23 protein-coding genes are annotated in these 26,371 nt (G+C 73.8%); 13 read left to right on the forward strand and 10 right to left on the reverse strand.

All coding sequences use genetic code 11. The features are described from left to right. Positions 1-295: 295 nt before the first annotated feature. Together UXQ13_RS15890 and UXQ13_RS15895 are read right to left on the reverse strand one after the other, a co-directional pair. Positions 296-925 (reverse strand): alpha-ketoglutarate-dependent dioxygenase AlkB, encoded by a 630-nt coding sequence (locus UXQ13_RS15890; protein ID WP_225233920.1) that lies wholly within the window; start codon positions 923-925, stop codon positions 296-298. 98 nt (positions 926-1,023) lie between these two features. Beyond that, positions 1,024-3,264, reverse strand: a complete 2,241-nt coding sequence (locus UXQ13_RS15895) for a RecQ family ATP-dependent DNA helicase (RefSeq protein WP_225233919.1) — start codon at positions 3,262-3,264, stop codon at positions 1,024-1,026. Positions 3,265-3,344: 80 nt separating this feature from the next. Here UXQ13_RS15895 and UXQ13_RS15900 point away from each other — a divergent pair, with 80 nt between their 5' ends. Genes UXQ13_RS15900 through bar form a run of 3 tightly spaced genes read left to right on the forward strand, consistent with a single transcriptional unit; the run spans position 3,345 to position 6,287 of the window. Further along, a complete protein-coding gene (locus UXQ13_RS15900; protein ID WP_225233918.1) occupies positions 3,345-4,166 on the forward strand; it encodes a PHP domain-containing protein in 822 nt (273 codons plus the stop codon). Positions 4,167-4,206: 40 nt separating this feature from the next. Continuing rightward, positions 4,207-5,184, forward strand: coding sequence for a carbamate kinase (locus tag UXQ13_RS15905; RefSeq protein ID WP_225233917.1), 978 nt, complete (start codon positions 4,207-4,209; stop codon positions 5,182-5,184). Next, positions 5,184-6,287: a barbiturase gene (bar, locus tag UXQ13_RS15910; RefSeq protein WP_225233916.1), complete on the forward strand. Its 1,104-nt coding sequence runs from the start codon at positions 5,184-5,186 to the stop codon at positions 6,285-6,287. The genes UXQ13_RS15905 and bar overlap by 1 nt, the downstream gene beginning before the upstream one ends. A gap of 52 nt (positions 6,288-6,339) precedes the next feature. Here the strand turns inward: bar and UXQ13_RS15915 are convergent, their stop codons facing one another. From UXQ13_RS15915 to UXQ13_RS15930, 4 genes are all read right to left on the reverse strand, one after another. Beyond that, entirely contained in the window at positions 6,340-6,762 is a 423-nt protein-coding gene (locus UXQ13_RS15915; RefSeq protein ID WP_318249987.1) for an organic hydroperoxide resistance protein, read from the reverse strand. 71 nt (positions 6,763-6,833) lie between these two features. Continuing rightward, positions 6,834-7,868 carry an isopenicillin N synthase family dioxygenase gene (locus UXQ13_RS15920; protein WP_225233915.1) on the reverse strand — a complete coding sequence of 345 codons (1,035 nt, stop codon included), beginning with the start codon at positions 7,866-7,868 and terminating at the stop codon, positions 6,834-6,836. A gap of 34 nt (positions 7,869-7,902) precedes the next feature. Then, positions 7,903-8,697 (reverse strand): SDR family NAD(P)-dependent oxidoreductase, encoded by a 795-nt coding sequence (locus tag UXQ13_RS15925; RefSeq protein ID WP_225233914.1) that lies wholly within the window; start codon positions 8,695-8,697, stop codon positions 7,903-7,905. 32 nt (positions 8,698-8,729) lie between these two features. Continuing rightward, positions 8,730-9,296, reverse strand: coding sequence for a TetR/AcrR family transcriptional regulator; helix-turn-helix transcriptional regulator (locus UXQ13_RS15930; RefSeq protein ID WP_225233913.1), 567 nt, complete (start codon positions 9,294-9,296; stop codon positions 8,730-8,732). A 101-nt stretch (positions 9,297-9,397) separates the two neighbouring features. Between UXQ13_RS15930 and UXQ13_RS15935 the strand changes: the two genes are divergently transcribed. After that, positions 9,398-10,219 (forward strand): mycofactocin-coupled SDR family oxidoreductase, encoded by an 822-nt coding sequence (locus UXQ13_RS15935; protein WP_225233912.1) that lies wholly within the window; start codon positions 9,398-9,400, stop codon positions 10,217-10,219. Positions 10,220-10,238: 19 nt separating this feature from the next. Here the strand turns inward: UXQ13_RS15935 and UXQ13_RS15940 are convergent, their stop codons facing one another. Both UXQ13_RS15940 and UXQ13_RS15945 read right to left on the reverse strand, forming a co-directional pair. Beyond that, positions 10,239-11,645, reverse strand: a complete 1,407-nt coding sequence (locus UXQ13_RS15940) for a YlbE family protein (protein WP_225233911.1) — start codon at positions 11,643-11,645, stop codon at positions 10,239-10,241. Then, on the reverse strand, positions 11,642-13,123 hold the full coding sequence (locus UXQ13_RS15945; protein ID WP_225233910.1) for an FdrA family protein: 1,482 nt from the start codon (positions 13,121-13,123) through the stop codon (positions 11,642-11,644). Before UXQ13_RS15945 ends, UXQ13_RS15940 begins: the two co-directional genes overlap by 4 nt. 194 nt (positions 13,124-13,317) lie before the next feature. Here UXQ13_RS15945 and UXQ13_RS15950 point away from each other — a divergent pair, with 194 nt between their 5' ends. From UXQ13_RS15950 to UXQ13_RS15990, 9 genes are all read left to right on the forward strand, one after another. After that, positions 13,318-14,787, forward strand: coding sequence for a uracil-xanthine permease family protein (locus tag UXQ13_RS15950; protein ID WP_225233909.1), 1,470 nt, complete (start codon positions 13,318-13,320; stop codon positions 14,785-14,787). Further along, positions 14,784-15,659, forward strand: a complete 876-nt coding sequence (locus UXQ13_RS15955; protein WP_225233908.1) for an FAD binding domain-containing protein — start codon at positions 14,784-14,786, stop codon at positions 15,657-15,659. Before UXQ13_RS15950 ends, UXQ13_RS15955 begins: the two co-directional genes overlap by 4 nt. Beyond that, positions 15,656-16,171 carry a (2Fe-2S)-binding protein gene (locus UXQ13_RS15960; RefSeq protein ID WP_225233907.1) on the forward strand — a complete coding sequence of 172 codons (516 nt, stop codon included), beginning with the start codon at positions 15,656-15,658 and terminating at the stop codon, positions 16,169-16,171. The genes UXQ13_RS15955 and UXQ13_RS15960 overlap by 4 nt, the downstream gene beginning before the upstream one ends. Next, the gene (gene cutA / locus UXQ13_RS15965) at positions 16,168-18,579 is read left to right on the forward strand and encodes an aerobic carbon-monoxide dehydrogenase large subunit (protein ID WP_225233906.1); all 2,412 of its coding nucleotides are present in this window, start codon (positions 16,168-16,170) and stop codon (positions 18,577-18,579) included. The genes UXQ13_RS15960 and cutA overlap by 4 nt, the downstream gene beginning before the upstream one ends. Beyond that, on the forward strand, positions 18,576-19,274 hold the full coding sequence (locus UXQ13_RS15970) for an SRPBCC family protein (RefSeq protein WP_336392533.1): 699 nt from the start codon (positions 18,576-18,578) through the stop codon (positions 19,272-19,274). The genes cutA and UXQ13_RS15970 overlap by 4 nt, the downstream gene beginning before the upstream one ends. 162 nt (positions 19,275-19,436) lie before the next feature. After that, a complete protein-coding gene (locus UXQ13_RS15975; RefSeq protein WP_225236174.1) occupies positions 19,437-20,597 on the forward strand; it encodes a DUF4240 domain-containing protein in 1,161 nt (386 codons plus the stop codon). 162 nt (positions 20,598-20,759) lie between these two features. Then, on the forward strand, positions 20,760-21,215 hold the full coding sequence (locus tag UXQ13_RS15980; RefSeq protein ID WP_225233905.1) for a DUF1707 SHOCT-like domain-containing protein: 456 nt from the start codon (positions 20,760-20,762) through the stop codon (positions 21,213-21,215). A gap of 75 nt (positions 21,216-21,290) precedes the next feature. Further along, complete coding sequence (locus UXQ13_RS15985; protein ID WP_225233904.1) at positions 21,291-22,652, forward strand: mechanosensitive ion channel family protein; 1,362 nt, start codon at positions 21,291-21,293, stop codon at positions 22,650-22,652. A gap of 38 nt (positions 22,653-22,690) precedes the next feature. Continuing rightward, a complete protein-coding gene (locus tag UXQ13_RS15990) occupies positions 22,691-23,512 on the forward strand; it encodes an SDR family oxidoreductase (protein ID WP_225233903.1) in 822 nt (273 codons plus the stop codon). A 93-nt stretch (positions 23,513-23,605) separates the two neighbouring features. Here the strand turns inward: UXQ13_RS15990 and UXQ13_RS15995 are convergent, their stop codons facing one another. Further along, positions 23,606-24,742, reverse strand: a complete 1,137-nt coding sequence (locus UXQ13_RS15995) for a serine hydrolase domain-containing protein (protein ID WP_225233902.1) — start codon at positions 24,740-24,742, stop codon at positions 23,606-23,608. A 192-nt stretch (positions 24,743-24,934) separates the two neighbouring features. Next, positions 24,935-26,371, reverse strand: coding sequence for an FAD-dependent oxidoreductase (locus UXQ13_RS16000; RefSeq protein WP_225233901.1), 1,437 nt, complete (start codon positions 26,369-26,371; stop codon positions 24,935-24,937).

Genomic DNA, 26,371 nt, shown 5'->3' on the forward strand with positions numbered 1-26,371 from the left:
AAACATATGGCACTGACTTTCGGCACGCTGTTGAGTTCTCAAGGAGCGGACGCGCTGACACTCAGACCCGGAGGCCTTCGTCATCAGGCGGCTGCTGCACGTTACTCCACGATCCGAGCTCGTCAACCCCGGGGGGTCTGGCTCGCGGTTCGGCCTCTCAGCCTTGCCGGTGTTTCGCGGTGCATGGAGAACCATACACGCCTCTGAGAGGGGTCTGCAGGGGGGTCCCCGCAGGGGGGTCCACGACCCGGCCGGCCAGCCCCGCACGCGGCGCTCAGCAGGGCATATGGGTGGTTCAGGCGACCCCGCGGGGGCGGAACTGCACGCTCACCCGGGGGCCGACCGGCTTGCTGGTCTTCGGGATGCAGTGCTCCCAGGTGCGCTGGCAACTGCCACCCATGACGACGAGGTCCCCGTGCCCAAGGGTGAAGCGGACCGAGGCGCCGCCACCGACCGGTCGGAGCATCAGCGCCCGGGGCGAGCCGAACGAGACGATGGCGACCATCGTGTCCTGGCTCCGACCGCGGCCGATGCGGTCGCCGTGCCAGGCCACGGAGTCCCGGCCGTCCCGGTACAGGCACATCCCCGCACTGACGAACGGCTCCCCGAGCTCGGGGAGGTAGTGCGCGTCGAGGTCGGCGCGCGCCTGCCCCAGGAGCGGGTGCGGCAGCGTCTCGCCGCCGGCGTACCAGCGGAGCAACCGGGGGACGGCCACCTCGCGGTCGTACATCTGCCGCCGGTCGGCGCGCCAGCCGATGTCCCCGAGCAGGACCTCGAGCACCTCGTCGGAGCCATGCACCCACCCGGGGAGGTGGTCCACCCACGCCCCGCGGTCGAGATCGCGCCGGGTGACGCGCCCCGGCAGGGCGGCGAGCGACGCGGTCTCGGCGACGTCCCACATCGAGGGCTGGTGCACCACGGTCATGCCCGCAGCCTACGAGAAGTTTCGAACAGGTGTGCGAAACCCTGTGGAGAACCGAGTCGGGTTTCGAACAGGTGTGCGGAACCCTGTGGACAGTTGAGCTAGGCGGACAGGGCCAGCACGAACGGGAGCACGCCCGAGGCCCCGGCGCGCCGCAGCTCACGCCCGGCCACCGTGACCGTCCACCGGGAGTCGGCCAGGTCGTCCACCAGCAGGACCGGGCCGGTCAGGTCGGCCAGCCGGCCGCGCAGCTCGTCCCCGACCACGATCCGCTGCCAGACCCCGGCGAGCCGGAAGGCGGAGTTGCCGCCGGGGCCGCCGGTGGGGCCGCCGTGCTGCAGCTCCAGCTCCCCCAGGTAGGGCAGCCGCCCCAGCCGGGCGAGCCCCTGGGCCACACCCGAGACCAGCGCCGGCCGGCGGCGGGACGGGACGGCGACCACGGCGGCGGGACGGTCGGCCCAGTCCCAGGCACCCAGCACCCGGGCGCACGCGGCCATCAGCTCGTCGGTGGGTGGGGCGTCGGAGGCCACCCCGGGCCGGATCACCCGGTGGGAGACGTCGAAGGCGGCGTCGGGGTCCTCCTCGATCGAGGGCGCCTCGAGGTCCTCGGCCAGGCTGGCCACCCCTCCGACGCCGTCGTCCCCGAGCAGGGTGCGCAACCGCTGGCCCCAGCCCAGGTCGGTCAACCGGGCGACCGCCCGGCCGGTCAGCACCTGGTCGCCCGGGGCGATCTTGCCCTTGACCTCGACGCCGAGCCGGTCGGCGCCGGTCGGCCACTGCGCCCGGGGAGGCAGCTCCACACCGGGCCGGTCCAGCCGGGCGTTCGCCGCCTCGGCCGCGCCGGCCGGGATGTCGGTCGGGTACCAGGGGCCGGCGCAGACGTCGCACCGACCGCAGGGTGCCGCGGTGGGGTCGTCGAGGGCCTCCTGCAGGAACGCCATGCGGCAGACGGCCTCGTCGACGGGGCGGGCGTAGGCGATCATCGACCGCTGCTCGGCCTCCCGGGTGCGGGTGACCCGGGCGTACCGGTCGGCGTCGTAGACCCAGGGCACCCCGGTCGACCGCCACCCGCCCTGGACCCGCTCCACCGCGCCGTCGACCGACAGCACCTTGAGCAGCAGCTCGAGGCGGGACCGGCGGACGTCGGCGACGGTCTCCAGGCGGGCCACCGACCACGCCTTGCCGTCGGCCATTGCGGTCAGCACCGCCGCGGCGTGGTCCTCCCGGGGCATGGAGGACGTGGCGAACCACTGCCAGATCGCCAGGTCCTCCGGCCCGGGGAGCAGCAGCACGTCCGCGTGCTCCACCGCACGGCCGGCACGACCCACCTGCTGGTAGTAGCTGACCGGCGACGACGGCGCCCCCAGGTGGACCACGAAGCCCAGGTCGGGCTTGTCGAAGCCCATGCCCAGCGCCGAGGTGGCGACCAGGGCCTTCACCCGGTTCTCCCGCAGCGCCTCCTCGGCGTCCTTGCGGTCGGCGTCGTCCAGTCGGCCGGTGTAGGCGCGCACGTCGTGACCTGCGTCGCGCAGCAGCGCCGCGGTCTCCTCGGCCGCGGCCACGGTGAGCGTGTAGACGATCCCGCTGCCCGGCAGCTCCTCCAGGTGGGCGGCCAGCCAGCCCAGCCTCGCCCGGTCGGTGGGCAGCCGGAGCACCCCCAGCCGCAGCGAGTCCCGGGCCAGCGGACCGCGCACGGTGGTGACCTCGACGCCCCCCGACCCCAGCTGCTCGGCGACGTCCTCGACCACCCGCTCGTTGGCCGTCGCGGTGGTGGCCAGCACCGGCGTGCCGGCCGGGAGGCGGCCCAGCAGCTCGCGGATGCGGCGGTAGTCGGGCCGGAAGTCGTGCCCCCAGTCGGAGACGCAGTGGGCCTCGTCGACCACCAGCAGGCCGCAGCGGTCGACCAGGCCGGGCAGCTGTTCGTCGCGGAAGCGGGGGTTGGTCAGCCGCTCCGGGGAGACCAGCAGCACGTCGACGTCGTCGGCGGCCAGCCGGGCGGCGACGTCGTCCCACTCGGTGGCGTTGGCGCTGGAGATCTCCACCGCCTTGATGCCGGCCCGCGCGGCGGCCGCGACCTGGTCGCGCATCAGCGCCAGCAGCGGGCTGACCAGCAGCGTCGGGCCGGCCCCGCGCCGGCGCAGCAGGGCGGTGGAGACGAAGTAGACCGCCGACTTGCCCCACCCGGTGCGCTGCACGACGAGCGCGCGCTGGTGCCGCTCGACCAGGGCCGACACCGCGGAGTCCTGCCCCTCGCGGAAGACCGCATCGGGTCGGCCGGTGAGCTCACGGAGGACCGCGAGCGCCTCGTCGGCGATCTCGGTGGGGGCCACAGCGGTGCTCATGGGACCGACAGTAGGCACCCGGTCCGACAGTCCCGGCCCGCCCTGCGCGCCCTGTGGACGACGGGGGAGGATGGACCCCGATGCTGCCTCCCGACAACCACGTGCACACCGAGTTCTCGTGGGACACCGGGCCCTGGGCCTCGATGGTGGAGACCTGCGAGCGGGCCGTGCAGGTGGGGCTGCCCGCGGTGGCCTTCACCGAGCACCTGGACTTCACCGTCTGGGCCGCCGAGGACCGGGCCAGCCGCGACGGGCTCGTCGACCGGCACCCGGCCAACCAGCGACCGATCGACGTCGAGGGCTACGCCGCCTCGATCGCCGAGTGCCGCGACCGGTTCCCCGAGCTGCGCGTGGTGTCCGGGGTGGAGGCCGGCGAGCCGCACCTGTTCGCCGAGAGCGTCGCGCGCCACCTGGCCGCCGCCCCGGTCGACCGGATCCTGGGGTCGCTGCACTCCCTCACCGAGGGGAACCGGTTGATCGGGGTGAACCGGATGCTGACGAGGTCCGGCGCCGACGCCACCATGCGCCGGTACCTGACCGAGATGGCCCAGATGGTCCGCGCCAGCGACGTCTTCCAGGTGCTGGCGCACGTCGACTACCCCCGGCGGTACTGGCCCGGGGGGCGCGACCGGTACGCCGAGCGCCCGTTCGAGGCCGAGTACCGGGAGGTCTTCCGGGCCCTGGCCGAGACCGGCCGGGCCCTGGAGGTCAACACCACCAGCCCGCTGGCCTCGGTGGAGCTGGTCCGGTGGTTCCGCGACGAGGGCGGCGAGGCGGTCAGCTTCGGCAGCGACGCGCACGTGCCCACGTCGGTCGGCCAGCGGTTCGACCTCGCGGTCGACGTCGTCGAGGCCGCCGGCTTCCGCCCCGGCCGCGACCGCTTCGACTTCTGGCGCCGCTGAAGTACTTCACCGCTAAGAGAAATCCGGCTAGGGTCCCGGCATGACCTCGCAACGCCGCGTCGTGATCGCCCTGGGCGGCAACGCGATGACCGGGCCGGACGGCTCGGCCACCCCCGGCGCCCAGCGGGCGGCCATCGCCGTCGCCGCCGGGCACGTGGCCGCGGTCGTCGCCACCGGCGCGGAGGTCGTGGTCACCCACGGCAACGGGCCGCAGGTGGGGAACCTGCTCGTGAAGAACGAGCTCGCCGCGCACGAGGTCCCCCCGGTCCCGCTGGACTGGAACGTCGCGCAGACCCAGGGCACGATCGGCTTCACCGTCGTCGACGAGCTGGACGCCGCCCTCGCCGCCCGCGGCCTGGACCAGCGCACCGCCGCCCTGGTCACCCGCACCCTGGTCGACGCCGAGGACCCCGGGTTCGCCGAGCCGACCAAGCCGGTGGGCCGATTCCTGCCGCGTGAGCAGGCGCAGCGCTTCGTGGAGCTCGGCCAGCGCTGGGAGGACCGTGGCGAGAAGGGTTGGCGCCGCGTCGTCGCCTCGCCCGAGCCCCGCTCGGTGCTGGACTCCCCCGCGATCCGCGCGCTGGCGGCCGCCGGGTTCGTCGTCGTCTGCGCCGGCGGCGGCGGCATCCCGGTCGTGGACGACGGCCGGGACGGCGCTGCCCTGCGCGGCGTCGAGGCCGTCATCGACAAGGACCTGACCGCGGCGCTCATGGCCGCCGAGCTCGGCGCCGACACCCTGGTCATCGCCACCGACGTGGACCACGTGATGGTCGACTTCGGCACCCCCGACGCCCGGCCGCTGGGCCGGGTCACCGTCGACGAGCTGCGCGCGCACGCCGCGGCCGGCCAGTTCGCCCGCGGCAGCATGGGCCCCAAGGTCGACGCCGCGCTGCGGTTCGTCGCCGGCGGGCCCGGTCGTCGCGCCGTCATCACCTCTCTCGAGCACATCGCTGGAGCCGTCGCCGACGACGCCGTCGGCACCGTCATCAACCGCGCCACCAACCAGGAGGAGTCCTGATGCCCGCACCGATCGAGGTCCGCAAGGTCCCGCTGCACAACGTGAGTGACGCCTCCGAGCTGGCCAAGCTCATCGACTCCGGCGTCATGGAGGCCGACCGCGTGGTCGCCGTCATCGGCAAGACCGAGGGCAACGGCGGGGTGAACGACTACACCCGGATCATCGCCGACCGCGCCTTCCGCGAGGTCCTGATGGCCAAGGGCACCCGCAGCGAGGCCGAGGTCAAGCAGATCCCGATCGTCTGGTCCGGCGGCACGGACGGCGTCATCAGCCCGCACGCCACCATCTTCGCCACGCTGCCCGAGGACTCGGTCGAGAAGACCGATGAGCCCCGGCTGACCGTCGGCTTCGCGATGAGCGAGGTGCTGCTGCCCGAGGACATCGGCCGGATCACCATGGTCGAGAAGGTCGCCGAGGGCGTGAAGCGCGCGATGGCCGAGGCCGGCATCACCGACCCCGCCGACGTGCACTACGTGCAGACCAAGACCCCGCTGCTGACCATCGAGACGATCCGCGAGGCCAAGTCGCGCGGCCAGGAGACCTACTACGACGAGCCGCACGGCTCGATGGACCTCTCCAACGGCACCACCGCGCTGGGCATCGCCCTGGCCCTGGGCGAGATCGAGCTGCCCGAGCAGAAGCAGGTCATGCGGGACTTCTCGCTGTTCTCCGCCGTCGCCTCCTGCTCCTCGGGCGTCGAGCTGGACCAGGCGCAGATCGTCGTCGTCGGCAACGCCCGCGGGCACGGCGGCAACTACCGGATCGGCCACTCGGTCATGAAGGACGCCCTGGACCAGGAAGGCATCTGGGACGCCATCCGCGAGGCCGGCCTCGACCTGCCCGAGCGCCCGCGCACCTCCGACCTCGGCGACAACCTGGTCAACGTCTTCCTCAAGTGCGAGGCCGACCCGACCGGCTACGTCCGCGGCCGCCGCAACGCGATGCTCGACGACTCCGACGTGTTCTGGCACCGCCAGATCAAGGCCACCGTCGGCGGCGTCGCCGCCTCGGTGACCGGCGACCCGGCGGTCTTCGTCTCCGTCGCCGCGGTGCACCAGGGCCCCTCGGGCGGTGGCCCCGTCGCCGCCATCGTCAAGGCCTGACCCGACAGCTCACCGGCCCGTCACCTCGTCGAGGTGGCGGGCCGGTGGTCGTTCAGGCGACGGTGGTCTCGAGGGTGACCGGGATGTTGCCGCGGGTGGCGTTGGAGTAGGGGCACACCTGGTGGGCGGCCTCGACGAGCGCCTCGGCGGCGGCCTGGTCCAGCCCGCCCAGCTCCACGTGCAGCGCGACCTCGAGGCCGAAGCCGCCGGCGTCGTTCGGGCCGATGCCCACCTCGGCGGTGACCGCGGAGTCGCTCAGGGTCGCGCCCTGGCGCTTGGCGACGACCTTCAGCGCCGAGTGGAAGCAGGCCGCGTACCCGGCGGCGAAGAGCTGCTCCGGGTTGGTCGCGCCGCCGGCGCCGCCCATCTCGACCGGGGTGGCGAGGTCGACGTCCACGATGCCGTCCGAGGAGCGGGCGTGGCCGTTGCGGCCGTCCCCCGTGGCGGTGGCGATGGCGGTGTACAGGACGGGCACGGTGTTCCTCCAGGAGATCGGGATGGTTCCCACCTGGCGCAAGACGCCTGGTGGCCGGGGGATTCCCCCGGTCAGCCGCGGGCGGCCAGCACCCGGGCGGCGTCCCGCTCCGCGGCGGTGTTGACCACCCCGGCCCGCGAGCCGCGCAGCTTGGCGGCCACGTGCTCGCCCACGGTCACCGGCAGGTACCGCGGCTCCTCGCCCGGGCCGACGCAGGACGGCAGCACCGAGATCACCGCGTCGACGTCCCCGTCGTGGAAGAACGCGGCCGAGCGCCGACGGCGGATCGTGCCGTCCACGACCGGCGGCTTGACCCGGTGCAGGGTGGACGTCCAGCGCTCGTTGGTCAGCCGCGCGGTGACGTCGCCCAGGTTGACCAGCAGCGCGCCGTCCACCGGGGAGACGTCGTGCCAGCCGCCGTCGGCGCCGAGGACCTGCAGGCCCGGCACCTGGTCGGCCCAGAGCACGGTGACGATCCCGTAGTCGGTGTGCTCGCCCATCCCGGTCAGCTCGCCGTCCAGGTCCACGGTGCCCGGCGGCAGCGCGTAGTTGTTCATCCGCAGCACGTCGAGCGAGTGCCCGGTGATCGCGTCGAAGAAGTCCGCCGGCAGGTCGAGCGCGTCGGCGAACACCCGGGTGAGGGTTCGGGCGACGCGGGCGGCCTCGCCGAACCAGGTGTCCACCGCGTCCTGGAAGCCGGGCACGTCGGGCCAGGTGTTGGGCGCGTAGTCCGGCAGCGGCAGGCCCGGGGAGCCCGGGTAGGTCTCCTGCGAGGCGCCGACGTTGAAGGCCTCGAAGAAGTCGTTCATCCGGGTCGCCGACGCGACGCCCAGGCTCAGCGACAGGGACTCGCTCTTCGGCGGGCTGTACCCACGGTTGACCTCCGGCGGCGTCCGGACGGCGGCCTTGGCGTGCGCGGGCAGGCCGAAGAAGGCATCCATCGCCGCGGCCAGCCCGTCGGACGCCGTCCTCGGGACGCCGTGGCCGACCACCTGCACGAAGCCGACCGTCCGGCACGCGGCGTCCATCGCGGCGGCCGTGGCGGACCGGTCCCCCACGCCGGTGACGTAGGGCGCGATGTCGACGACCGGGACCTCGAAGCTCACCCCTCCAGGCTGGCGCACCCGTATTGCGCCGGTGTCACGGCAGGATCGAGTCCACGTAGCCGCCGTCCACCCGCACCGCGCCGCCGGTGGTCGCCGAGGCCAGCGGCGAGGCCAGGTAGACCACCATGTTGGCGATCTCCTCGGGCTCGATCAGCCGCTGCAGCAGCGACTGCGGCCGGTGCACGCGCATGAACTCGCGCTGCGCCTCGTCCCACGGCAGGTCCCCGGGCACCAGGGAGTGGACGAAGTCCTCGACCCCGCCGGTGTGCGTCGGGCCGGCGATGACCGAGTTCACCGTGACGCCGGACCCGGCCGCCTCCTTGGCGAAGCCGCGGGAGACGGCGAGCAGGGCGGTCTTGGAGACGCCGTACTGGATCATCTCGACCGGGGTCACGATCGCGGAGTCGCTGGCGATCTGCAGCACCCGGCCCCAGCCGCGGTCCCGCATCGCCGGCAGGTAGGCCCGGATCAACCGGACGGCGGTCAGCACGTTGACCTCGAAGTAGCGGCGCCACTCGTCGTCGGGGATCTCCAGCGCGGGCTGGGCGCCGAAGACACCGAGGTTGTTGACCAGCACGTCGACGTCCGGGACGGCGGCCAGCAGCGTGGCGGTGCCCTCGTCGGTGCTGACGTCGGCGGCCACGGTGGTGACCTCGGCGCCCTCGACGGCGGCCCGCACCTCGTCGGCCGCGGCGGCCAGCTTCCCCTCCCCGCGCGCGGTGAGGACGACGGCGGCCCCGGCCGAGGCGAGCCCGGTGGCGATGGCCAGGCCGATGCCCTGGGAGGAGCCGGTGACGAGGGCGGTCTTCCCGCTGAGGTCCAGTCGCATGCGCCCACCCTGGCGCACCCGGCCGACCGGTGTCAGGCGAAGCCGGTGCCGACGAGGTCGAACCCGCGGCCGACCAGCTCGGCGAAGCGGGCCGGGTCGTCGTCCGGGGACCAGCTGAGGAAGGCGGTCATCAGCACCGCCGCGGCCGTCTCGCCGACCAACCGGGCGCTGAAGGGGTCGTCGGGCAGCTGGGCGCCGACCCAGCCGTCGATCGCCTCGCCGACGTGCCGGTGCGCGGTGCGGTGGTAGGCATCCAGCTCGGGGTCCCCGACCAGCCGCCGGCGCACGGCGAGCACCTCCTCCTGCCGCGCCACCAGGGCCAGGCAGACCTCGCGCAGCGCCGGCCAGACACCGCCCGAGGTGTCGGCGCCGGCCAGCAGCGCGGCCAGGGCCTCGGCGTCGTCCGGGTGCGGGTCGAAGAGCGCAGCGGCCTTCGTCGGGAAGTGGTTGAAGAAGGTGCGGCGGGAGACCCCGGCCGCCACGGCGACGTCCTCCACCGTGACGGCGTCGAAGCCCCGTTCGCTGACCAGCGCCAACGCCGCTGCCTGGACGGCGGCCCAGCTGTCGCGGCGCTGCTGCTCACGGACCGGCGTCGGCACGCCGCCCACGCTAATCGAGCAGGCGCTACGGTGACCACGCTCACGTTGCACTCAGTGCACCCAATACGACGTGCCTCCGACGAGGCCCGGAGGAGATCCCCATGACCACCCCCACCTCCCGCCGTCTCGAGGGCAAGGTCGCCCTCGTCACCGGGGCCGCCCGCGGCCAGGGCCGCGCGCACGCCGTCCGGCTGTCCGCGGAGGGCGCCGACGTCATCGCCGTCGACGTCTGCGCCCAGCCGGCCACCACGCACTACGCCGGCGCGACCGCCGACGACCTGGCCGAGACCGTGCGGCTGGTCGAGGCGCAGGACCGGCGGATCGTGGCCCGGCAGGCCGACGTCGCCGACTTCGCGGCGCTGTCCGCGGCGGTGTCCGAGGGCGTCGCCGAGCTCGGCCGGCTGGACGTCGTCGTCGCCAACGCCGGGATCTGCTCGGCCGGCAACAGCTGGGAGATCACCCTCGAGCAGTGGAACGAGACGGTCGCGGTCAACCTGACCGGCGTCTTCCACACCGCCAAGGCGACCATCCCGACCCTGCTCGAGCAGGGCACCGGCGGGTCGATCGTGATCACCAGCTCGGTGGCCGGGCTGCGCGGGCTGCCGTTCCTGTCGGCCTACGCGGCGACCAAGCACGGGGTCGTGGGGTACGCGAAGTCGCTGGCCAACGAGCTGGCCCAGCACAACATCCGGGTCAACACCGTGCACCCGCACGGCGTGGCCACCGGCATGACCGTCGACGACCTGGGCCCGCTGATCGCGGCGAACGCCCAGACCCTCGCACCGATCTTCATGCAGGCGCTGCCGGACCAGGTCTCCCAGCCCGAGGACATCGCGAACGCCGTCGCCTTCCTCGCCTCGGACGAGGCCCGGCACATCACCGGCATCCAGCTGCCCGTGGACCTGGGCACGCTGATCCGCTGACGCGGGGGCCGCGCCGCCCTCAGCCGAGGGCGGCGCGGGACTCCTCGGCGAGGGCGGCGACGGCCTGCTCGAAGCACGACGCCGGCGGCTGCACCAGACCGGCGCCGACCTGGCCGGTGCCGGCCACCCGGCCGGCCATGCCGGTGTTGATCTGCGGCAGCCAGCCGGTGCGGGCCACCGACAGCACGTCGATGCCGGTGGGGGCGCCGCGGAAGCCCAGGATCGGCACCTGCATGGCCGGGTTCTCCTGCAGGGTGATCTGGTACATCCGCTCGGTGGTGGCCAACGCGTCGGGCACGGTGCCGCCGACGAACCGGACGATCGCCGGGGCGGCGGCCATGCAGAACCCGCCGACGCCGTAGGTCTCCATGATCGCGGAGTCGCCGATGTCGGGGTTGGCGTCCTCGGGGCCGTAGTCGCCCAGGAACAGCCCGACCGGGGTGTTGGCCGGCGCGGTGAACCAGCGGTCGCCGGTGCCCGCCGTCCGGACGCCGAACTCGGTGCCGTTGCGGGCCAGCGTCGTCACCATGGTCGAGCCGGGCACGTGCCCGACGGCGTCCATGGCCAGCTTGGCCGTGGGCATGCCCAGGTTGAGGAAGAAGTGCTCGTTGCCGCCGATGAAGCGCAGCACCTCGGCGATGTCGTCCTTGGGCGCGTCCACGGCGACGATCGAGGGCGACAGCTCGCGCAGGGTCATCAGCGACCCGGCCCGGTTGCGGTTGTGCCCCTCGTCGCCCATCTGCAGCATCTGCGCGAGCACGCCGGTGACGTCCAGCGGCTCGGGCCGCGAGCGGACGGCGGCCTGCAGGATCGGGCCCATCACGTCGGTCATCCAGTGCAGGCGGGTGACCACCTCGGGGCCGTAGGCGCCCATCCGCAGCACCTTGCCCAGGCCCTCGTTGAGGTTGGAGAAGGCCTGCCGGCCGTCGGTGGGGTCGGTCAGGCACCACATCCACATCGACGGGCTGGTGACGCCGGCCATCGGGCCCACGGTGCGGTGGTGGTGGCAGCTGTCGAGCGCGACGCCGCCGGAGGCCAGCAGCTGCTCGGCGGCCTCGGGGGTGTCGGCCCAGCCCTCGAACAGGCAGGCGCCCATCAGCGCACCGCGCATCGGGCCCGAGGCGGTCTCCCAGCTCAGCGGCGGGCCGGAGTGCAGCAGCGTGCGCCCGGTGAGCCCGATGACCTCCGAGGCGGGGGCGACGTCGGTGAGGGTGGACCGGCTGGCCAGCACCCGCTCCACGGCGACCCGGTTCGCGGCGGCCCGGCGGGGGTCCAGCGCGAGCTGGGTGAGGTCGTCCGCGGACCCGATCGTCGGGGGCCGCCACTCCACGTCGGTGACGGCCGCACCCTGGGCGCGCAGCGCGTCGGAGAACACGTCGACCCCGGCGGCCACGACGGCCGGCGGTCCGCTCAGCAGGTTGGTCACTTCGAAGCCCCGATCAGGTCGATCGCGTACCGGGTGGCCGCGGAGTTGGAGGCGAACACGTGCACGCCGGCCGCGGCCAGCGCGTCGGCCTGCCGGGACCACCCCTGCGGGTCGCCCTCGGTGCCGACCAGCGCGACCACGACCGGGAACGGCAGGTCGCGGACGGCGGGGACCAGCGCGGCGGCCGGGTCGGGGTCGGCCCCGTACCCGAGGACGACGTCCAGCAGCAGGACGGCGGGCTCCCCGCCCGCGGCGAGGCCGGCGATGGCCTCCAGCCGCAGCGTGGGGTCGATCATCGGGTGCGCGCGGCCCACGGTGAGCGCGTCGTCGCCGAAGTCGACGACCACGTGGCCCGTCGCGCCGAAGTCGGCGCCCAGGTCCAGCTCCGGGCGCAGCGGGGTGTTGCTGCGGACGTCGCCCAGCGCGGGCGCGGCGACCAGCATGGCCTCGTCGGCCAGCGTCCCGCCGGAGTAGAAGCCCTTGAGCACGGCACCGGCCGGGACCGCGCGGTCGGCGCCGGCGCGGGTCGGCCAGGTCGGGACGTCGACGCCCATCTCCTGCAGCAGCGCCTCGACGGAGGCGGTGAGGTCGGGGCTGGCGGCGCTCAGCGCGGCGCTGGAGAACGGGGTGCCCAGCTCGGCGGCCGTCCCGGCGACCTGCTCGGCGACCTCGGGTGCCGGGGGCTTGCTGACCAGCAGCACCCGCTCGGTGGCGGCGTCGCCGTCCAGCATCCGCAGCGCGTCCAGCGTGGCCAGGCCGCCGACGGCGGCCGACAGGTCCCGCCCGCCGACGCCGAGCACGTGGCTGACACCCACGCCGGCCATGTCCAGCAGGCAGCTGACCTGCTGGGCACCGGTGCCCGACGCCGCGACCAGGCCGACCGGCCCGGGCCGGACGACGTTGGCGAAGCCGAGCGCGACGCCGGAGACGATCGCCGTCCCGCAGTCCGGGCCCATGACCAGGACCCCGGCCTCGTGCGCGGCCCGCTTGAGCGCGATCTCGTGCTCCACCGGGACGCCGTCGGAGAAGACCAGCACGCTGCGGCCGGCGGCGACGGCGTCCATGGCCTCGGCGACGGCGTACGGGCCGGGGACGCTGATGATCGCCAGCGGGGTCTCCTGCTGCTCGCCCAGGGCGAAGCCGACCGTGCGCGGCGGGATCGCGTCGGCCGAGCCGCGCTCCTCCCGGGCGGTCAGCGCGGCGTCGACCGCGGTGATCGCGGCGGCCAGCTCGGCCTCGTCGACGGCGCGCAGGGCGATGAGCAGCTGGTCGGGCTTCGCCCCGGCGTCGGGCGACAGGCCCATCCCGGCGGCGAGTTCGAGGTTCAGCGGGGTGGCCATCGCGACCAGGACGGCGGTGACGCCGTCGCGGCCGCCGACCGCCTTGCTGACCTGCATCAACTTCACCGAGTCGGCGTACACGCCGCTGCGGAGGGAGACGTGCCGGGCGTCGGTGGGGTCAGGTGCGGAGCCGCTCACAGTGGCGCACGCTACCCCGGAAGTACCTCAGCGGTGAGAGAAATGTGGTGGCAACATCACGGGTACGAAGATTTAGCGCTGAGGTACTTCCGCAGTGTCGGTGGTCGGTGTCACAGTGGCCGCTCCCGGCGGGATCGTGCTCGCCGGGCAGGGTCCGCGGCCCGTGGTGGCCGCACCGAGCAGGAGGAACATCAATGGCGTTCGGGTGGAAGCTGTACGGCGACGGGAAGACCCCGCCGCCCGGCGAGGCCGTGGCCCCCGACGAGCGGCTCTCGTGGCCGTTGACGGTCGGCATCGGTGCCCAGCACGTGGTCGCCATGTTCGGTGCCACCTTCGTCTTCCCGCTGATCATGGGGCTGGACGCCAACCTGGCGATCATGATGAGCGGGATCGCGACGATCGTCTTCCTGCTCATCGTGCAGGGCAAGGTGCCCTCCTACCTGGGCACCTCCGCCGCCTTCGTCGGCGGCGTGGCCGCGGTGCGGGCCGGCGGCGGTGACTCCGGCGACGTGGTCGGCGCGATCCTGGTCTCCGGTGTCGTGCTCGCGCTCGTCGGCCTGGTCATCCAGCAGGCCGGGCCGGTCGTGGTGAACAAGGTGCTGCCCCCGGCGGTCACCGGTGCCGTCGTGCTGCTGATCGGCTTCAACCTGGCCCCGGTCGCCGCGCAGACGTACTGGCCCCAGGACCAGTGGGTCGCCCTGGCCACCATGGCCTTCGTCGTCGTGGTCTCCCTGGCCCTGCGCGGCTTCTGGTCGCGCATCTCGATCCTGCTCGGCCTGGTCTTCGGCTACGTGCTGTCCCTGGTGCTCGACGCCCTCTCCGGCCCGATCACGGCGCCCGACGGCGCCGGTGTGGTCAGCGCGCACGACCGGGTCAACCTCGACGGCGTCGGCGCGGCCGACTGGTTCGGCTTCCCCACCCTCACCGCCCCGAGCTTCTCGGTGAACTTCTCGCTGCTGGTGCTGCCCGCCGTCATCGCCCTGATCGCCGAGAACGCCGGGCACGTCAAGGCCGTCGGCGAGATGACCAAGCGCAACCTGGACCCGGTGCTCGGCCGTGCGGTCTTCGCCGACGGCGTCGGCACGGTGCTGGCCAGCTCGGTCGGTGGCTCGCCCACCACCACCTACGCGGAGAACATCGGCGTCATGGCCGCCACCCGCGTCTACTCCACGGCCGCCTACTACGTGGCCGCGATCGTGGCCATCGTGCTGGGCCTGGTGCCCAAGTTCGGCGCGGTCGTCAACGCCACCCCGGGCGGTGTGCTCGGCGGCATCACCGTCGTCCTCTACGGGATGATCGGTCTGCTGGGCGCCAAGATCTGGAAGGAGAACCGGGTCGACTTCGCCAACCCGATCAACCTGGTGCCGCTCGCGGCCGGGATCATCATCGGTGTCGGCAACGTCAACCTGCAGTTCTCCGACAACTTCTCCCTCGGCGGCATCTCGCTGGGCACGATCGTGGCCGTGGTCGGCTGGCACGTGGCCCGGGCCCTCGCCCCCCGGGAGATGAAGGAGTCCCTGCTGGCCGAGGACGGCTTCCGGCACGGCACCGGGCCGGCGCTGGGCAACACCGGGGCGCACGACGCCGCCGGCAGCGCCGACCCCTCCACGCTGGACCAGCAGACCGGTACGCAGACGATCGAGAGGGAGACCCGCAACCCGTGAAGCCCGCGCCCTTCGGCTACGCCGACCCCACCTCGCTCGACGAGGCGCTGACCCTCCTCACCGAGGACGGCGCCAAGGTGTTGGCCGGAGGGCAGTCGCTGCTCCCCCTGCTGTCCATGCGGCTGGCCTCCCCGGCCACGCTGGTGGACATCAACCGGATCCCCGGCCTGGACTCCGTCGTCGTCACCCCCAGCGGTGACGGCGCTGGGGTCCGGGTCGGGGCCCTGGTCCGGCACGTCGAGCTGCTGCACCACGCCGAGGCCGCGCAGGTGCAGCCGCTGCTGGCCCGCGCGACGTCCAACGTCGCCCACCCGGCCATCCGCAACCGCGGCACCACCGTCGGCTCCATCGCCCACGCCGACCCCTCGGGCGAGATGACCTCCGTGCTGGCGCTGACCGGTGGCTCCGTCACCGTCGCGACCCCGGCCGGCTCGTCCGCCGTCGGCTGGGCCGACTTCTTCGTCGGCCCGCTGGAGACCTCGGTGCACGGCCCCGCCGTCGTCACCGAGGCCTTCTTCCCCGCGCTGCCCCCGCGCACCGGCACCGCCTTCGAGGAGGTGTCCCGCCGCAAGGGCGACTACGCGGTCTGCGGCGCCGGCGTGACCGTGACCCTCGACGAGGACTCGAGGGTCACCTCCGCCCGCGCCTCCTACATCTCCGTCGGCCTCGTCCCCGAGGTGCACGACCTGACCGACGCCGTCGTCGGCCAGTCCGTCGACAGCGCCGACTGGACCGCCGCCGGCGCGCTGGCCCGCACGCTCGTCGACCCCGACGGCGACCTGCACGCCAGCGCGGACTACCGCCGGCTGCTGGTCGGCGTCCTCACCGAACGCACCCTCGCCCGCGCCGCCCAGGAGGCACAGAACCGATGATCGTCTCCACCGAGCGCACCATCTCCGTCACCGTCAACGGTGTGCCACGTGAAACCACCGTGCCGGCCCGCCGGCTGCTGTCCGACGCGCTGCGGCACGACCTGCAGCTGACCGGGACGCACGTCGGCTGCGAGCACGGCGTCTGCGGCGCCTGCACCGTGCTGGTCGACGGCACCCCGGTGCGGTCCTGCCTGGTGCTCGCCGTCCAGGTCGACGGGAAGGCGGTCACCACCGTCGAGGGCCTGGCCCGCGACGACGGCCGGGGCGGGGAGATCCTGCACCCGGTGCAGGAGGCCTTCCGCGAGTGCCACGCCCTGCAGTGCGGCTTCTGCACCCCCGGTTTCCTCATGACCATGGCGGCCGGGCTCGAGGCCCGCGACCGCAGCACGGACATCACCGAGGACGAGGTCGACGAGATCGTCGGCGGCAACCTCTGCCGGTGCACCGGCTACGCCAACATCAAGAAGGCCTGCCGGCACGCCGCGGGCCTCATGAAGGAGGCCGCGGAGTGACCACCAAGCTGATGGGCGAGCCGGTCCGCCGGCGCGAGGACCTGCGGCTGATCACCGGCCGCGGCCGGTACACCGACGACATCGGGCACGGCGCCGCCGCTGCGGCCTTCGTCCGCAGCCCGTACGCGCACGCCCGGATCCTGGGCATCGACGTGGACGCCGCGCTGGACGTCGAGGGCGTCATCGCCATCTACACCTACGAGGACCTCGTGGGCCCGATGGCCGAGCCGCTGCCCGTGCTCATCCCGCACCCCCAGCTCACCGCCCCGCGCACCGGCTTCCCGCTGGCCCGCGACGTGGTGCAGCACGTGGGCGAGGCCGTGGTCATGGTGGTCGCCACCGACCGGTACGTGGCCGAGGACGTCTGCGACCGGATCACCGTCTCCTACGAGGAGCTGCCGGTCGTGGTCGGCGTGGACGCCGCCCGCGCCGCCGCCCACGCGGTGCACGAGGACGTGCCCGACAACGTCGCCGCCCGGCACCACCAGGAGACCGGGGACGTCGAGGCCGCCCTGGCCGCGTCGGCCCGCACGCTGAGCTTCACCCAGTACATCGAGCGCAGCGCCTGCATGCCCATGGAGGGCAAGGGCGTGCACGCGGTGTGGAACCACGACGACTCCTCGCTGCGGGTGCACACCTCCACCCAGGCCTCCACCTCGGTGCGCGCGGCGATCGCGGCGAAGCTGCAGCTGTCGCTGGAGAAGGTCGAGGTGATCGCGCCCGACGTGGGCGGCGGGTTCGGCGTCAAGATCGTGCACCCGTGGCCCGAGGAGCTGCTGGTGCCGATGGCGGCCATCGCGCTGGGCCAGCCGGTGCACTGGGCCGAGGACCGGCGCGAGCACTTCATCTCCTCGGCGCACGAGCGCGAGCAGCGCCAGGAGATCACCGTGGGCTACGACGACGAGGGCCGGGTGACCGCCCTCGACGTCCGGGCCTGGCACGACAACGGCGCCTACACGCCCTACGGGATCATCGTGCCGATCGTGACGGCCACCCAGCTGGTGGGCCCGTACGCGGTCCCGGTCTACCGGGTGCGCATCGACAGCGTCTACACGAACACGGTCATCGTGACTCCCTACCGCGGCGCCGGTCGCCCGCAGGGCTGTTACGCCATGGAGCGCACGATGGACCGGATCGCCCAGGACCTGGGGCTGGACCGCGCCGAGGTGCGCCGCCGGAACCTGATCCAGCCCGACCAGTTCCCCTACGACCACCACCTGACGTTCCAGGACGGCCGGCCGGTCATCTACGACTCGGGCAACTACGAGGGCCTGCTGGACAAGCTGGTCGCCCTGGTCGGCTGGGACCGCGCCGAGGAGCGCCGGGCCGAGGCCGCCTCCCGCGGCAAGCAGCTGGGCATCGGCATGGCGATGTACGTCGAGGGCACCGGCCCCGGCCCCTACGAGGGCGGCCACGTGCAGGTGCTGGGCAGCGGCAAGGTGCTGGTCTCCACCGGCCTCACGTCGCAGGGCCAGGGCCACGAGACCGCGTTCGCCCAGATCGTGGCGCACGAGCTCGGCGTCCCGATCGAGGACGTCGAGGTCACCACCGGCGACACCCGGCGCTTCGGCTACGCGGTGGGCACCTTCGCCTCCCGGGCGGCGGTGATGAGCGGCAACGCCATCGCGCTGGCTGCCCGCGGCGTCCGGGCCAAGGCGCTGCGGATCGCCGCGGACGTGCTGGAGGCCGACGTCGACGACCTCGAGATCGACGAGGGCCTGGTGCAGGTCAAGGGCACGCCCGGGGCGTCGATCCCGCTGCGGACCGTGGCCGTTCTGTCCAACCCGCTGCGCTACGCCTTCGACGAGGCCGCCCGGCAGGCCACCCAGTTCGCCGGCCCCGGCGACGACAGCAAGCCCCCCGTCGCGGTCGGCGACGCCCCCGGCCTGGAGCACGTCGACTACTACTCCCCCATCCGGTCCACCTTCGCCTCCGGCGCGCACGCCGCGGTGGTGGAGATCGACCCGACCACCTGGGAGATCGACGTCGTCGACTACGCGGTGGTCCACGACTGCGGCAACATCATCAACCCGATGATCGTCGAGGGCCAGGTCCACGGCGGGGTCGCCCAGGGCGTGGGCGGTGCCCTCTACGAGCGGATGGCCTACGACGGCGACGGCCAGCTGCAGAACGCCTCGTTCATGGACTTCCTCATGCCCTACGCCAGCGAGGTCCCCGACGTGGTCATCGACCACCAGGAGACCCCGTCCCCGCTCAACCCGCTCGGGCTCAAGGGCGCCGGCGAGGCCGGGGTCATCCCCGGCACCGCCTGCATCGCCTCGGCGATCGAGGACGCCGTCGGCCGCCGCATCGCGGCCATGCCGATCAGCCCGACCGAGCTCTACGACCTGGTCCGCAACCCCGACGCCGAGCGCGTCCCCGCCGCACCCACTGGAGTCCCCGCGTGAAGCTCGACGGCACCGCCACCCTGTCCGCGCCCCCGGCGGAGGTCTGGGCGGCGATCACCGACCCGGCCGTGCTGGCCCGCACCATCCCGGGCTGCCAGGGCCTGGAGCGCACCGGCGAGGACGAGTACGCGATGACCGTCTCGGTCGGCGTCGGCGCCATCCGCGGCGTGTACGCCGGCGAGGTCAAGCTGACCGACAAGCAGGAGCCGACCCGCTACGTCATGCACGCCTCGGGCTCCGGCGGTCCGGGCTCCGTGCGGGCCACCGTGCCGATCACCCTGGAGGCCGTCGACGGCGGCACCAAGCTGACCTACGACGCGGACGCCGTCGTCGGCGGCGCCGTGGCCGGGGTCGGCCAGCGGATGATCACCGGGGTCGCCAAGCGGCTGGCCGGCCAGTTCTTCTCCGCCATCGACGCCGAGCTGACCGGCACCGCCCCGGCCGCCGCGGCGCCGGCCAACGCCGACGTCACCCCGTCGGCCGCCGCGGTCAGCGACACCGCGGTGCACGGCGGCTCCCCCGCCGCCGCGCCCGCTGCCGCTCCGAGCACGAATGCCGCCCCCACCCGGTTCGCGCCCCCCGCGGGCGGGTCGTCCGGGTCCGCCCCGGCCGAGCTCGCCCTGGCCGCGCTCGGTGGTGCCGCGCTCACGCTGCTGGGCGTGGGCGTCGGCTACCTGCTCGGCCGCCGCTCCTAGTCGGTCCCGCACTCGTCGAGTGCGTCACCAGTCCGGTCCCCGATCCCCGCGGACCGGACCGGTGGCGCACTCGATGCAGATGGCGCACAGCTACCGGTCGGTCACGCCGGCCGTGCGGCGCGACGCCGGGATTGGCTCAGGGTCGACGTAGCGTTGGGCGGCATGGACGCCGACGAATTCTGGGGAATCCTCGAACCGTCCCGTGCCTCGATCCGATCGACCGATCCGGTCACCGCGGTGGAGGAGCGGATCACCGCGCTCCGTTCCGCACTCCGCGATCTGGACCCGCAGTCGGTCCGCGGCTTCCAGCAGGTGCTCCGGGAACAGACGACCCAGGCCAACAGCTGGCAACTCTGGGCGGCGGGTTTCGCCGCGGCCGGCGGGATGAGCGACGATGCCTTCCAACACTTCCGACTCTGGCTGGTGCTCCAGGGCCGGTCTGCGTTCGAGCTGGTCCTCGCCGACCCCGATGCGCTCGCCGAGCTGCCGTGGGGCCCAGATGGCGAGTCGTTCGACGTGGCCGAGGCAGTGGGCTACCTAGCGGACGAGGTGCTCACCGAGCTCGGCCAGCCCGGCGACGACGGCCAGCCCGCCGTCCTGGATGGGGAACCGTCGGGTGCACGCTTCGACGACGAGGACGCGGACTGGCTCGCTGCCACCTTCCCCCGCATCCGGATGCGCACCTCGGCGTCGGGTGAACCGGCCGAGGAGCAGTCCAGTGCCCGAGCGAGTTCGCAGCCCTGCAGTCCCGCGCGACTCGGGCGCCTACTGCTCGGACCAGCTCTCTGGGCACCCCGGCCCGCTCCGATGTCTACCGCGCCCCTCACTCCTCTCCTCGCTGCAGCCCTGTTCGAGCGCGGGCAGATCCGACACGAGGATCGGCCGATGCTGGCCGCACACTGGATCGCTGAAGGGCGGGAGGGCGACGCAGTCCTGGAGCTCGCCTCGTTGCGCGGTCACGAGCCCGAGGTGAGCGAGCTCTGGCCTGCAGCCCTGGCCGAGCTGGGTGCGGCGCCGCCCGACGGCCAGCGGGCCGCGATGGCCTGGGGCGCCGAACTCGTCCTGGCCGGTGATCGTGATCTCCGGTGGCTCACCCGCCTGCTCTGGCCCAGCCGGGGGGTGACCACCGACCCCGACATCGACGAACTCGTCTACACCCTCGACGACACGCTCGACTGGACCGACCGGGACCTCGGCAGCCGGCGCACCGGGACACGTCAGCGGGCGGAGTCGGCGCGGGCCGCCGTCGACGCCGCTGTCCGCGCGATGGCCCAGGGAGATGTCGCGGCGGCTCGGCACCTGCTGGACAGCTGGCACGGCTGACCCACCGCGGTCGCACCGGCCCGGCACCGTGGCGCGGCGGACGGCGCTGCCCACGGGTCGCCGCCGTCGAGTGCTGAGCCAGGACGGTCACGAGAACCTTCTGGCCGCTCTCCTTCCGCACTCGGTGGAGCGCAGTGCCCGGCGGCTGCCAGGATGCTGCTCGTGAGCGAGCCGGTGCCGCCGTCCCTGCTACGGGTGTCCGACGCCGAGCGGGCTCTGGTGGAGACCCGGTTGCGCCGCGCGGTCGAGGTGGGACAGCTGGAGCTGCGCGAGTTCGACCAGCGGGCCGCGCTGACCTGGGCGGCCCGGACCCGGGGCGACCTGGACGCCGTCACCGCCGACCTCGGGCCGCTGCCCCCGCCCGAGGTGACCGCGGCGTCCCGGCAACCCGCCGTCCGCGGGGAACGCCGGCCGGTGTTCAGCGACACCGGCGGCGGCACCGCGATGCGGGTGCTGGCGATCATCTGGGCCTGCGTGTTCTCGATCAACGTCGTCACCTGGGCAGCGGTGAGCCTGGGCACCGGCGACCCGGCGTTCCCGTGGCCGCTGTTCGTGCTGTCCCCCGGCGTCGTCCTGCTGACGCTGTACCTCTGCGGCATCGGACGACCCCGGACCTGACGTCTCGACGGGTGGAGTGGCTCCACCTGGTGCAGGGTGACCGGAGCACACCCACCCGACTCGGAGGTCCAGACCATGGGCGACTCGCTCCGGAACGCACTCAGCGACATCGTGACGTTCCTGCCCAAGCTGCTGCTCGCGGCCATCATCCTGGTGGTGGGGTACTTCATCGCCAAGGCGTTGGAGAAGCTGCTGGTGAAGGTGCTCGAGAAGGTCGGCTTCGACCGCGCCGTCGAGCGCGGCGGCATCAAGAGGGCCCTGCAGAACAGCTCGTACGACGCCTCGCAGATCCTGGCGAAGATCGTCTTCTACGCGGTCATGCTCTTCGTGCTCTCCACCGCCTTCGGCGTCTTCGGCCAGAACCCGATCAGCGACTACCTGTCGGCGATCATCGGCTACCTGCCCAAGGTCTTCGTCGCGATCCTCATCCTGGTCATCGCCGCGGCGATCGCGGCCGCGGTGAAGCTCGTGGTGCAGAACTCGCTGGGTTCGCTGGGCTACGCCCGCACGCTGGCCACGGCCGCCTCCACGGTGGTCCTGGCGCTGGGCGTCATCGCCGCGCTGAACCAGCTGGAGATCGCCCAGAACGTGGTGAACGCCGTCCTGTACGCCGTGCTGGTCGCGGTCGTGGGCGTCGTCGTGGTCGCCGTCGGCGGTGGCGGCATCGTGCCGATGCGGCAGCGCTGGGAGAACGCGCTGAGCAAGGTGGAGGCCGAGGCCCCCAACGTCCGCCGCGAGGCCCAGCAGGCCCGGCCGGCCGGCGAGGTGCTGCAGGCCGAGGCCGACCGCTTCGCCGCCGAGCGCCGCCGCGCCGAGGAGGAGCGCCAGCGCGCCGAGCTCGAGCGGCAGCAGGCCGAGCGGGCGGAGGCCGAGCGGCAGCAGGCCCAGCGGGCCGAGGCCGAGCGGATGGCGGCCGAGCGGGCCGCCGCCGAGCGGGCCGCGCAGCAGCAGGCCGCCGCGCCGCAGGCCTACGGCGCACCGGTCCCCGAGGCGCAGGGCTACGACCAGTCCGGCTACCAGCCGACCCAGGCCTACGACCCGCAGTCGCTGACCGGCGACCCGCAGCAGTCCGGCTACGGGCGGCCCGCCGCCCAGCCGTACGGGACGCAGGACCCGTACGGGACGCAGGACCCGTACGAGGCGCCGTACGAGACCCAGGCGCCGTACGAGGCCCCGTACGACGGCCAGGCCGCGGACGACGTCCAGCCCGGGGAGCAGCGGTACGACGAGCAGTACGGCCAGCCGCAGCCCTGGTCGACCGGGTCCACCGCGGCCACCGCGGCGCCGGACCCGCAGCAGGCCTACGACAGCCCGCCGATGCCCACCGAGGACCCCTACCGCCTCGAGGAGCAGCAGCGCACCGACGAGCCGGGCACCGCCCAGCTGCCCCGGATCACTGACGAGGACCTGCCGCCGAACCAGGACGACCGCCGCTGACGGGAACACCCCGCGCTCGAGGTGCGCTGCCAGGTGGCATGTCGAAGACCTGGTTCATCACCGGTGCATCGCGCGGCTTCGGCCGCGCGTGGACCATCGCCGCCCTCGAGCGCGGGGACTCCGTCGCCGCCACCGTCCGCGACACCGCCTCCCTGGAGGACCTGGTGGCCCGGTTCGGCGACCGGCTGCTCCCCGTGCAGCTCGACGTGGACGACCGGACGGCGGTGTTCGCCGCCGTCGAGCGGGCGCACGCCCACCTCGGCCGCCTGGACGTCGTGGTCAACAACGCCGGCTACGGCCAGTTCGGGATGGTCGAGGAGATCTCCGAGGCCGAGGCCCGCGCCCAGTTCGAGACCAACGTGTTCGGCGCGCTCTGGGTCACCCAGGCAGCGCTGCCGTTCCTGCGCGAGCAGGGCTCCGGGCACGTGCTGCAGGTGTCGAGCATCGGCGGGATCTCCGCGTTCCCGAACATCGGCATCTACAACGCGTCCAAGTGGGCGCTGGAGGGCTTCTCCCAGGCGCTGGCCGCCGAGGTGGCCGACTTCGGCATCCACGTCACGCTGATCGAGCCCGGCGGGTTCGACACCGACTGGCCCGGCGCCTCGGCCAAGCACGCCACCCCGAACCCCGCCTACGACGAGTTCCGGGTGAAGGCCGCCGAGCAGCGCAAGGCCCGGGTGTCCTCCCCCGGCGACCCCGAGGCGTCCGCCGCCGCCGTCCTGCAGCTCGTGGACATGGACACCCCGCCGCTGCGGGTCTTCTTCGGCAGCGCCCCGCTGGCCATCGCGACCAAGGACTACGAGTCCCGCCTGCAGAGCTGGAACGACACCCAGCACTTGGCCGAGCTCGCCCAGGGCTGACGGTCCCCCCGTGATCATGGGGTTGTCGCCCACCGACGCGCCGGGGACGGCGTGTCCAGCGGGCCGCAACCCCATGATCACCGCGGGCAGGGGCTAGCCGAGGGCGGCGTACACCGCCGTGGCGTAGGCGGCCGAGCGCTCGGAGCCGATGATGCCGGGGCCCATCCGGTTCATCACGTAGCTGATGGTCAGCCGGCGGTCCAGGTCCATGACGATCAGCGAGCCGCCCCAGCCACCCCAGAAGCAGACCCGGCCCTCCGGGATGAACGGCAGGGTCTGCGGCACCGGCAGCCCGTAGCCGATGCCGAACCGCAGCGGGACGCCGAGCACCAGGTCCACGCCGTCGCTCTGCTGGTCGAAGACGAGGTCGATGGTCTTCGGCGACAGCAGCGCCCGGCCGTCCACGGTGCCGCCCAGGCTCAGCACCCGCAGCATCGTCAGCAGCCCGACGGCGGTGGCGTGGCCGTTGGCGGCCCCGATCTCGGCGCCCTGCCAGCCGGCCGTGTTCGCGTCGTTCGCGTCCGCCACCGGCCCGGTGAACGTCCGGACGACGGGGCTCGTCGGGTCCATCGCGGCCAGGTCGAACGGCAACGGCGGCGGCGGGACGACGGGGGCCACCCGGGACCGGTCGGCCTCCCGGCAGCCGATCTGCACGTCGGCGCCCAGCGGTCCGGCCAGCTCGGTCGCCACGAAGTCGGTCAGCGACTGCCCGGTCACCCGCCGGATCACCTCGCCGACCAGGTGGCCCTGGTTCAGCGCGTGGTAGCCCGACGCGGTGCCCGGCTCCCACCAGGGCGCCTGCGCGGCGAACCGCTCGGCGGCCGCGGCGGTGTCGTAGAGGTCGGCGACCACGGCGGGCTGGTCGAGGCCTGAGACGCCGGAGGTGTGCGACATCAGGTGCCGCACCTCCACGCCGGCCTTGCCGTTCTGCGCGAACTCCGGCCAGTACTCGGCGACCGGCGCGTAGACGTCGAGCAGCCCGCGCTCCACGCAGAGCAGCGCGGCCAGGCTGGTCACCGTCTTGGTGCACGACCAGACGTTGACCAGGGTGTCCGCCGTCCAGGGCGTCGTCCGGGCCTCGTCGCGCCAGCCGCCGTGCAGGTCGACGACCCGCTCGCCGTCCAGGTCGACGGCGATCGCCGCGCCCAGCTCCTCGCCGCTGTCCAGCTGCGCGGCCAGCGCCGTCCGCACGCCCTCGAAGCGCGGGTCGCAGTCCCCGGTCACATCCATCCAGACCTCCTCGTCCGAGCGGTCCGCACGGGCCGCGCACGGAGGAGACCACGGTCACACCCCCCAGGACCAGGCCCGGTGGCGCACCGTCGATCAGGGGGGTGCGCCGGAGTCCGTCCTCCTGCAGCAGCTCTGGTGCAGGAGGACGGAATTCCCGGCACCCCCCTGATCAACGCTGGGGGGAGGAGGGGGTCAGCGGCGCGAGCGGGCGGGGCGGCCGATGAGGCCGGCGGCGGCGTCGGCCAGCAGGGACCCCACCGTCTCCTCGGCGTCCGAGCGGTTGGCGCCGATGCCGCCCGACGGGCCGCGCTTGGCCCAGCCGACGACGTAGGTGCCCACCGGCGCACCGGTCACCCGGCCCGCCTCGTGCGGCACCCGGCCGGCCTCGTCGTCGAAGGGCAGCCCGGGCAGCTCGGTGCCGCGGTGGCCGATCGCCCGCACCACCAGCTCGGCGGGCACGGTCGTCGTCCCCTCGGTGCCGGTGAAGGTGATGCCCTCGACCTGCTCGTCGCCGACCACCTCCTCGGCGGCCAGCCCGAAGGCGAAGACGATCCGGCGGCCGGGCTCGGGCGGGGCGGCCAGGTCGTCGTCGAACCGGTCCAGCCCGGCGAACAGCTCGCCCAGGCTGCCGGGCGCCGCGCCGTCGGGGGCCTTGCCGGTGAGCACGGTGCGGACGCCGTCCAGGTGGGTCAGCGCCCGCAGCTCCGACCGGCTGCAGGCCGCCGCGTCGGCACCGCGCCGACCGACCACCACGACCTCGCGCAACGCGCTGGTGCGCAGCGCAGCCAGCGCCGCCGGCGAGGTGGCCGTGCCGGCCAGCCGCCCGGCGTCCCCGGCGAGCATCCGGGCCACGTCCAGCGCCACGTTGCCGGTGCCGACGACGACCACCCGCTGCACCTGCGACAGGTCCACCGGGGCCGCCTCGGGGTGGCCGGTGTACCAGTTGACGACCTCGCGGGCCGAGACGCTGCCGGCCAGCTGCTCGCCGGGCACACCCAGCGCCTTGTCGCCGGCCGCGCCGGTGGCGTAGAGGACGGCGTCGTAGCGCTGCGCCAGCTCGGCCGGGGTCACGTCGCGGCCGACCTCGACCCCGGTGCGCAGCGTGACCCGGGGGTGCCGGAGGACGGCGGTGGTGTGCTCGAGCACCCGGCGGGTGCCCGGGTGGTCGGGGGCCACGCCGTAGCGGGCCAGCCCGCCCGGGGTGTCCAGCCGGTCCAGGAAGGTCACCCGGGCCTCGGTGGCCCGCAGGATCGACTGCGCGGCGTAGACGGCGGCCGGACCGGTGCCGACGATCGCCACCTCGAGCCGGCCGATCGCCGACAGGTCGACGGTCGGGAAGCGCGGGGCGTCCCATACCGGGGCGGCCGGGGCGTCGGGGCGGGTGAACCAGTCGGCGTTGACCTGGGCGTAGACCTGCTGGTCGGCGCGCAGCACCCAGGTGGGCGCGATCGCGTCGACCGGGCAGGCGTCGGCGCAGGCCCCGCAGTCGATGCAGGTGGCCGGGTCGACGAAGAGCGTCTCGGTGTGCCCGAACTCCGGCTCGTCCGGTGTCGGGTGGATGCAGTTGACCGGGCAGACCGAGACGCAGGAGGCGTCCGAGCAGCAGTTCTGGGTGATCGCGAACGCCAT

This window comes from Klenkia terrae (assembly GCF_037083865.1).
In the GTDB taxonomy this organism is placed as follows: Bacteria; Actinomycetota; Actinomycetes; order Mycobacteriales; family Geodermatophilaceae; genus Klenkia; species Klenkia terrae.

What these genes read in the sequence shown, in the direction of transcription:
- UXQ13_RS15890 (WP_225233920.1), bottom strand. Translation starts at nt 925, where the DNA reads ATGACCGTGGTGCACCAGCCCTCGATGTGGGACGTCGCCGAGACCGCG.
- UXQ13_RS15895 (WP_225233919.1), bottom strand. Translation starts at nt 3,264, where the DNA reads ATGAGCACCGCTGTGGCCCCCACCGAGATCGCCGACGAGGCGCTCGCG.
- UXQ13_RS15900 (WP_225233918.1), top strand. Translation starts at nt 3,345, where the DNA reads ATGCTGCCTCCCGACAACCACGTGCACACCGAGTTCTCGTGGGACACC.
- UXQ13_RS15905 (WP_225233917.1), top strand. Translation starts at nt 4,207, where the DNA reads ATGACCTCGCAACGCCGCGTCGTGATCGCCCTGGGCGGCAACGCGATG.
- bar (WP_225233916.1), top strand. Translation starts at nt 5,184, where the DNA reads ATGCCCGCACCGATCGAGGTCCGCAAGGTCCCGCTGCACAACGTGAGT.
- UXQ13_RS15925 (WP_225233914.1), bottom strand. Translation starts at nt 8,697, where the DNA reads ATGCGACTGGACCTCAGCGGGAAGACCGCCCTCGTCACCGGCTCCTCC.
- UXQ13_RS15935 (WP_225233912.1), top strand. Translation starts at nt 9,398, where the DNA reads ATGACCACCCCCACCTCCCGCCGTCTCGAGGGCAAGGTCGCCCTCGTC.
- UXQ13_RS15950 (WP_225233909.1), top strand. Translation starts at nt 13,318, where the DNA reads ATGGCGTTCGGGTGGAAGCTGTACGGCGACGGGAAGACCCCGCCGCCC.
- UXQ13_RS15960 (WP_225233907.1), top strand. Translation starts at nt 15,656, where the DNA reads ATGATCGTCTCCACCGAGCGCACCATCTCCGTCACCGTCAACGGTGTG.
- UXQ13_RS15975 (WP_225236174.1), top strand. Translation starts at nt 19,437, where the DNA reads ATGGACGCCGACGAATTCTGGGGAATCCTCGAACCGTCCCGTGCCTCG.
- UXQ13_RS15985 (WP_225233904.1), top strand. Translation starts at nt 21,291, where the DNA reads ATGGGCGACTCGCTCCGGAACGCACTCAGCGACATCGTGACGTTCCTG.
- UXQ13_RS15990 (WP_225233903.1), top strand. Translation starts at nt 22,691, where the DNA reads ATGTCGAAGACCTGGTTCATCACCGGTGCATCGCGCGGCTTCGGCCGC.
- UXQ13_RS15995 (WP_225233902.1), bottom strand. Translation starts at nt 24,742, where the DNA reads ATGGATGTGACCGGGGACTGCGACCCGCGCTTCGAGGGCGTGCGGACG.
- UXQ13_RS16000 (WP_225233901.1), bottom strand. Translation starts at nt 26,371, where the DNA reads ATGGCGTTCGCGATCACCCAGAACTGCTGCTCGGACGCCTCCTGCGTC.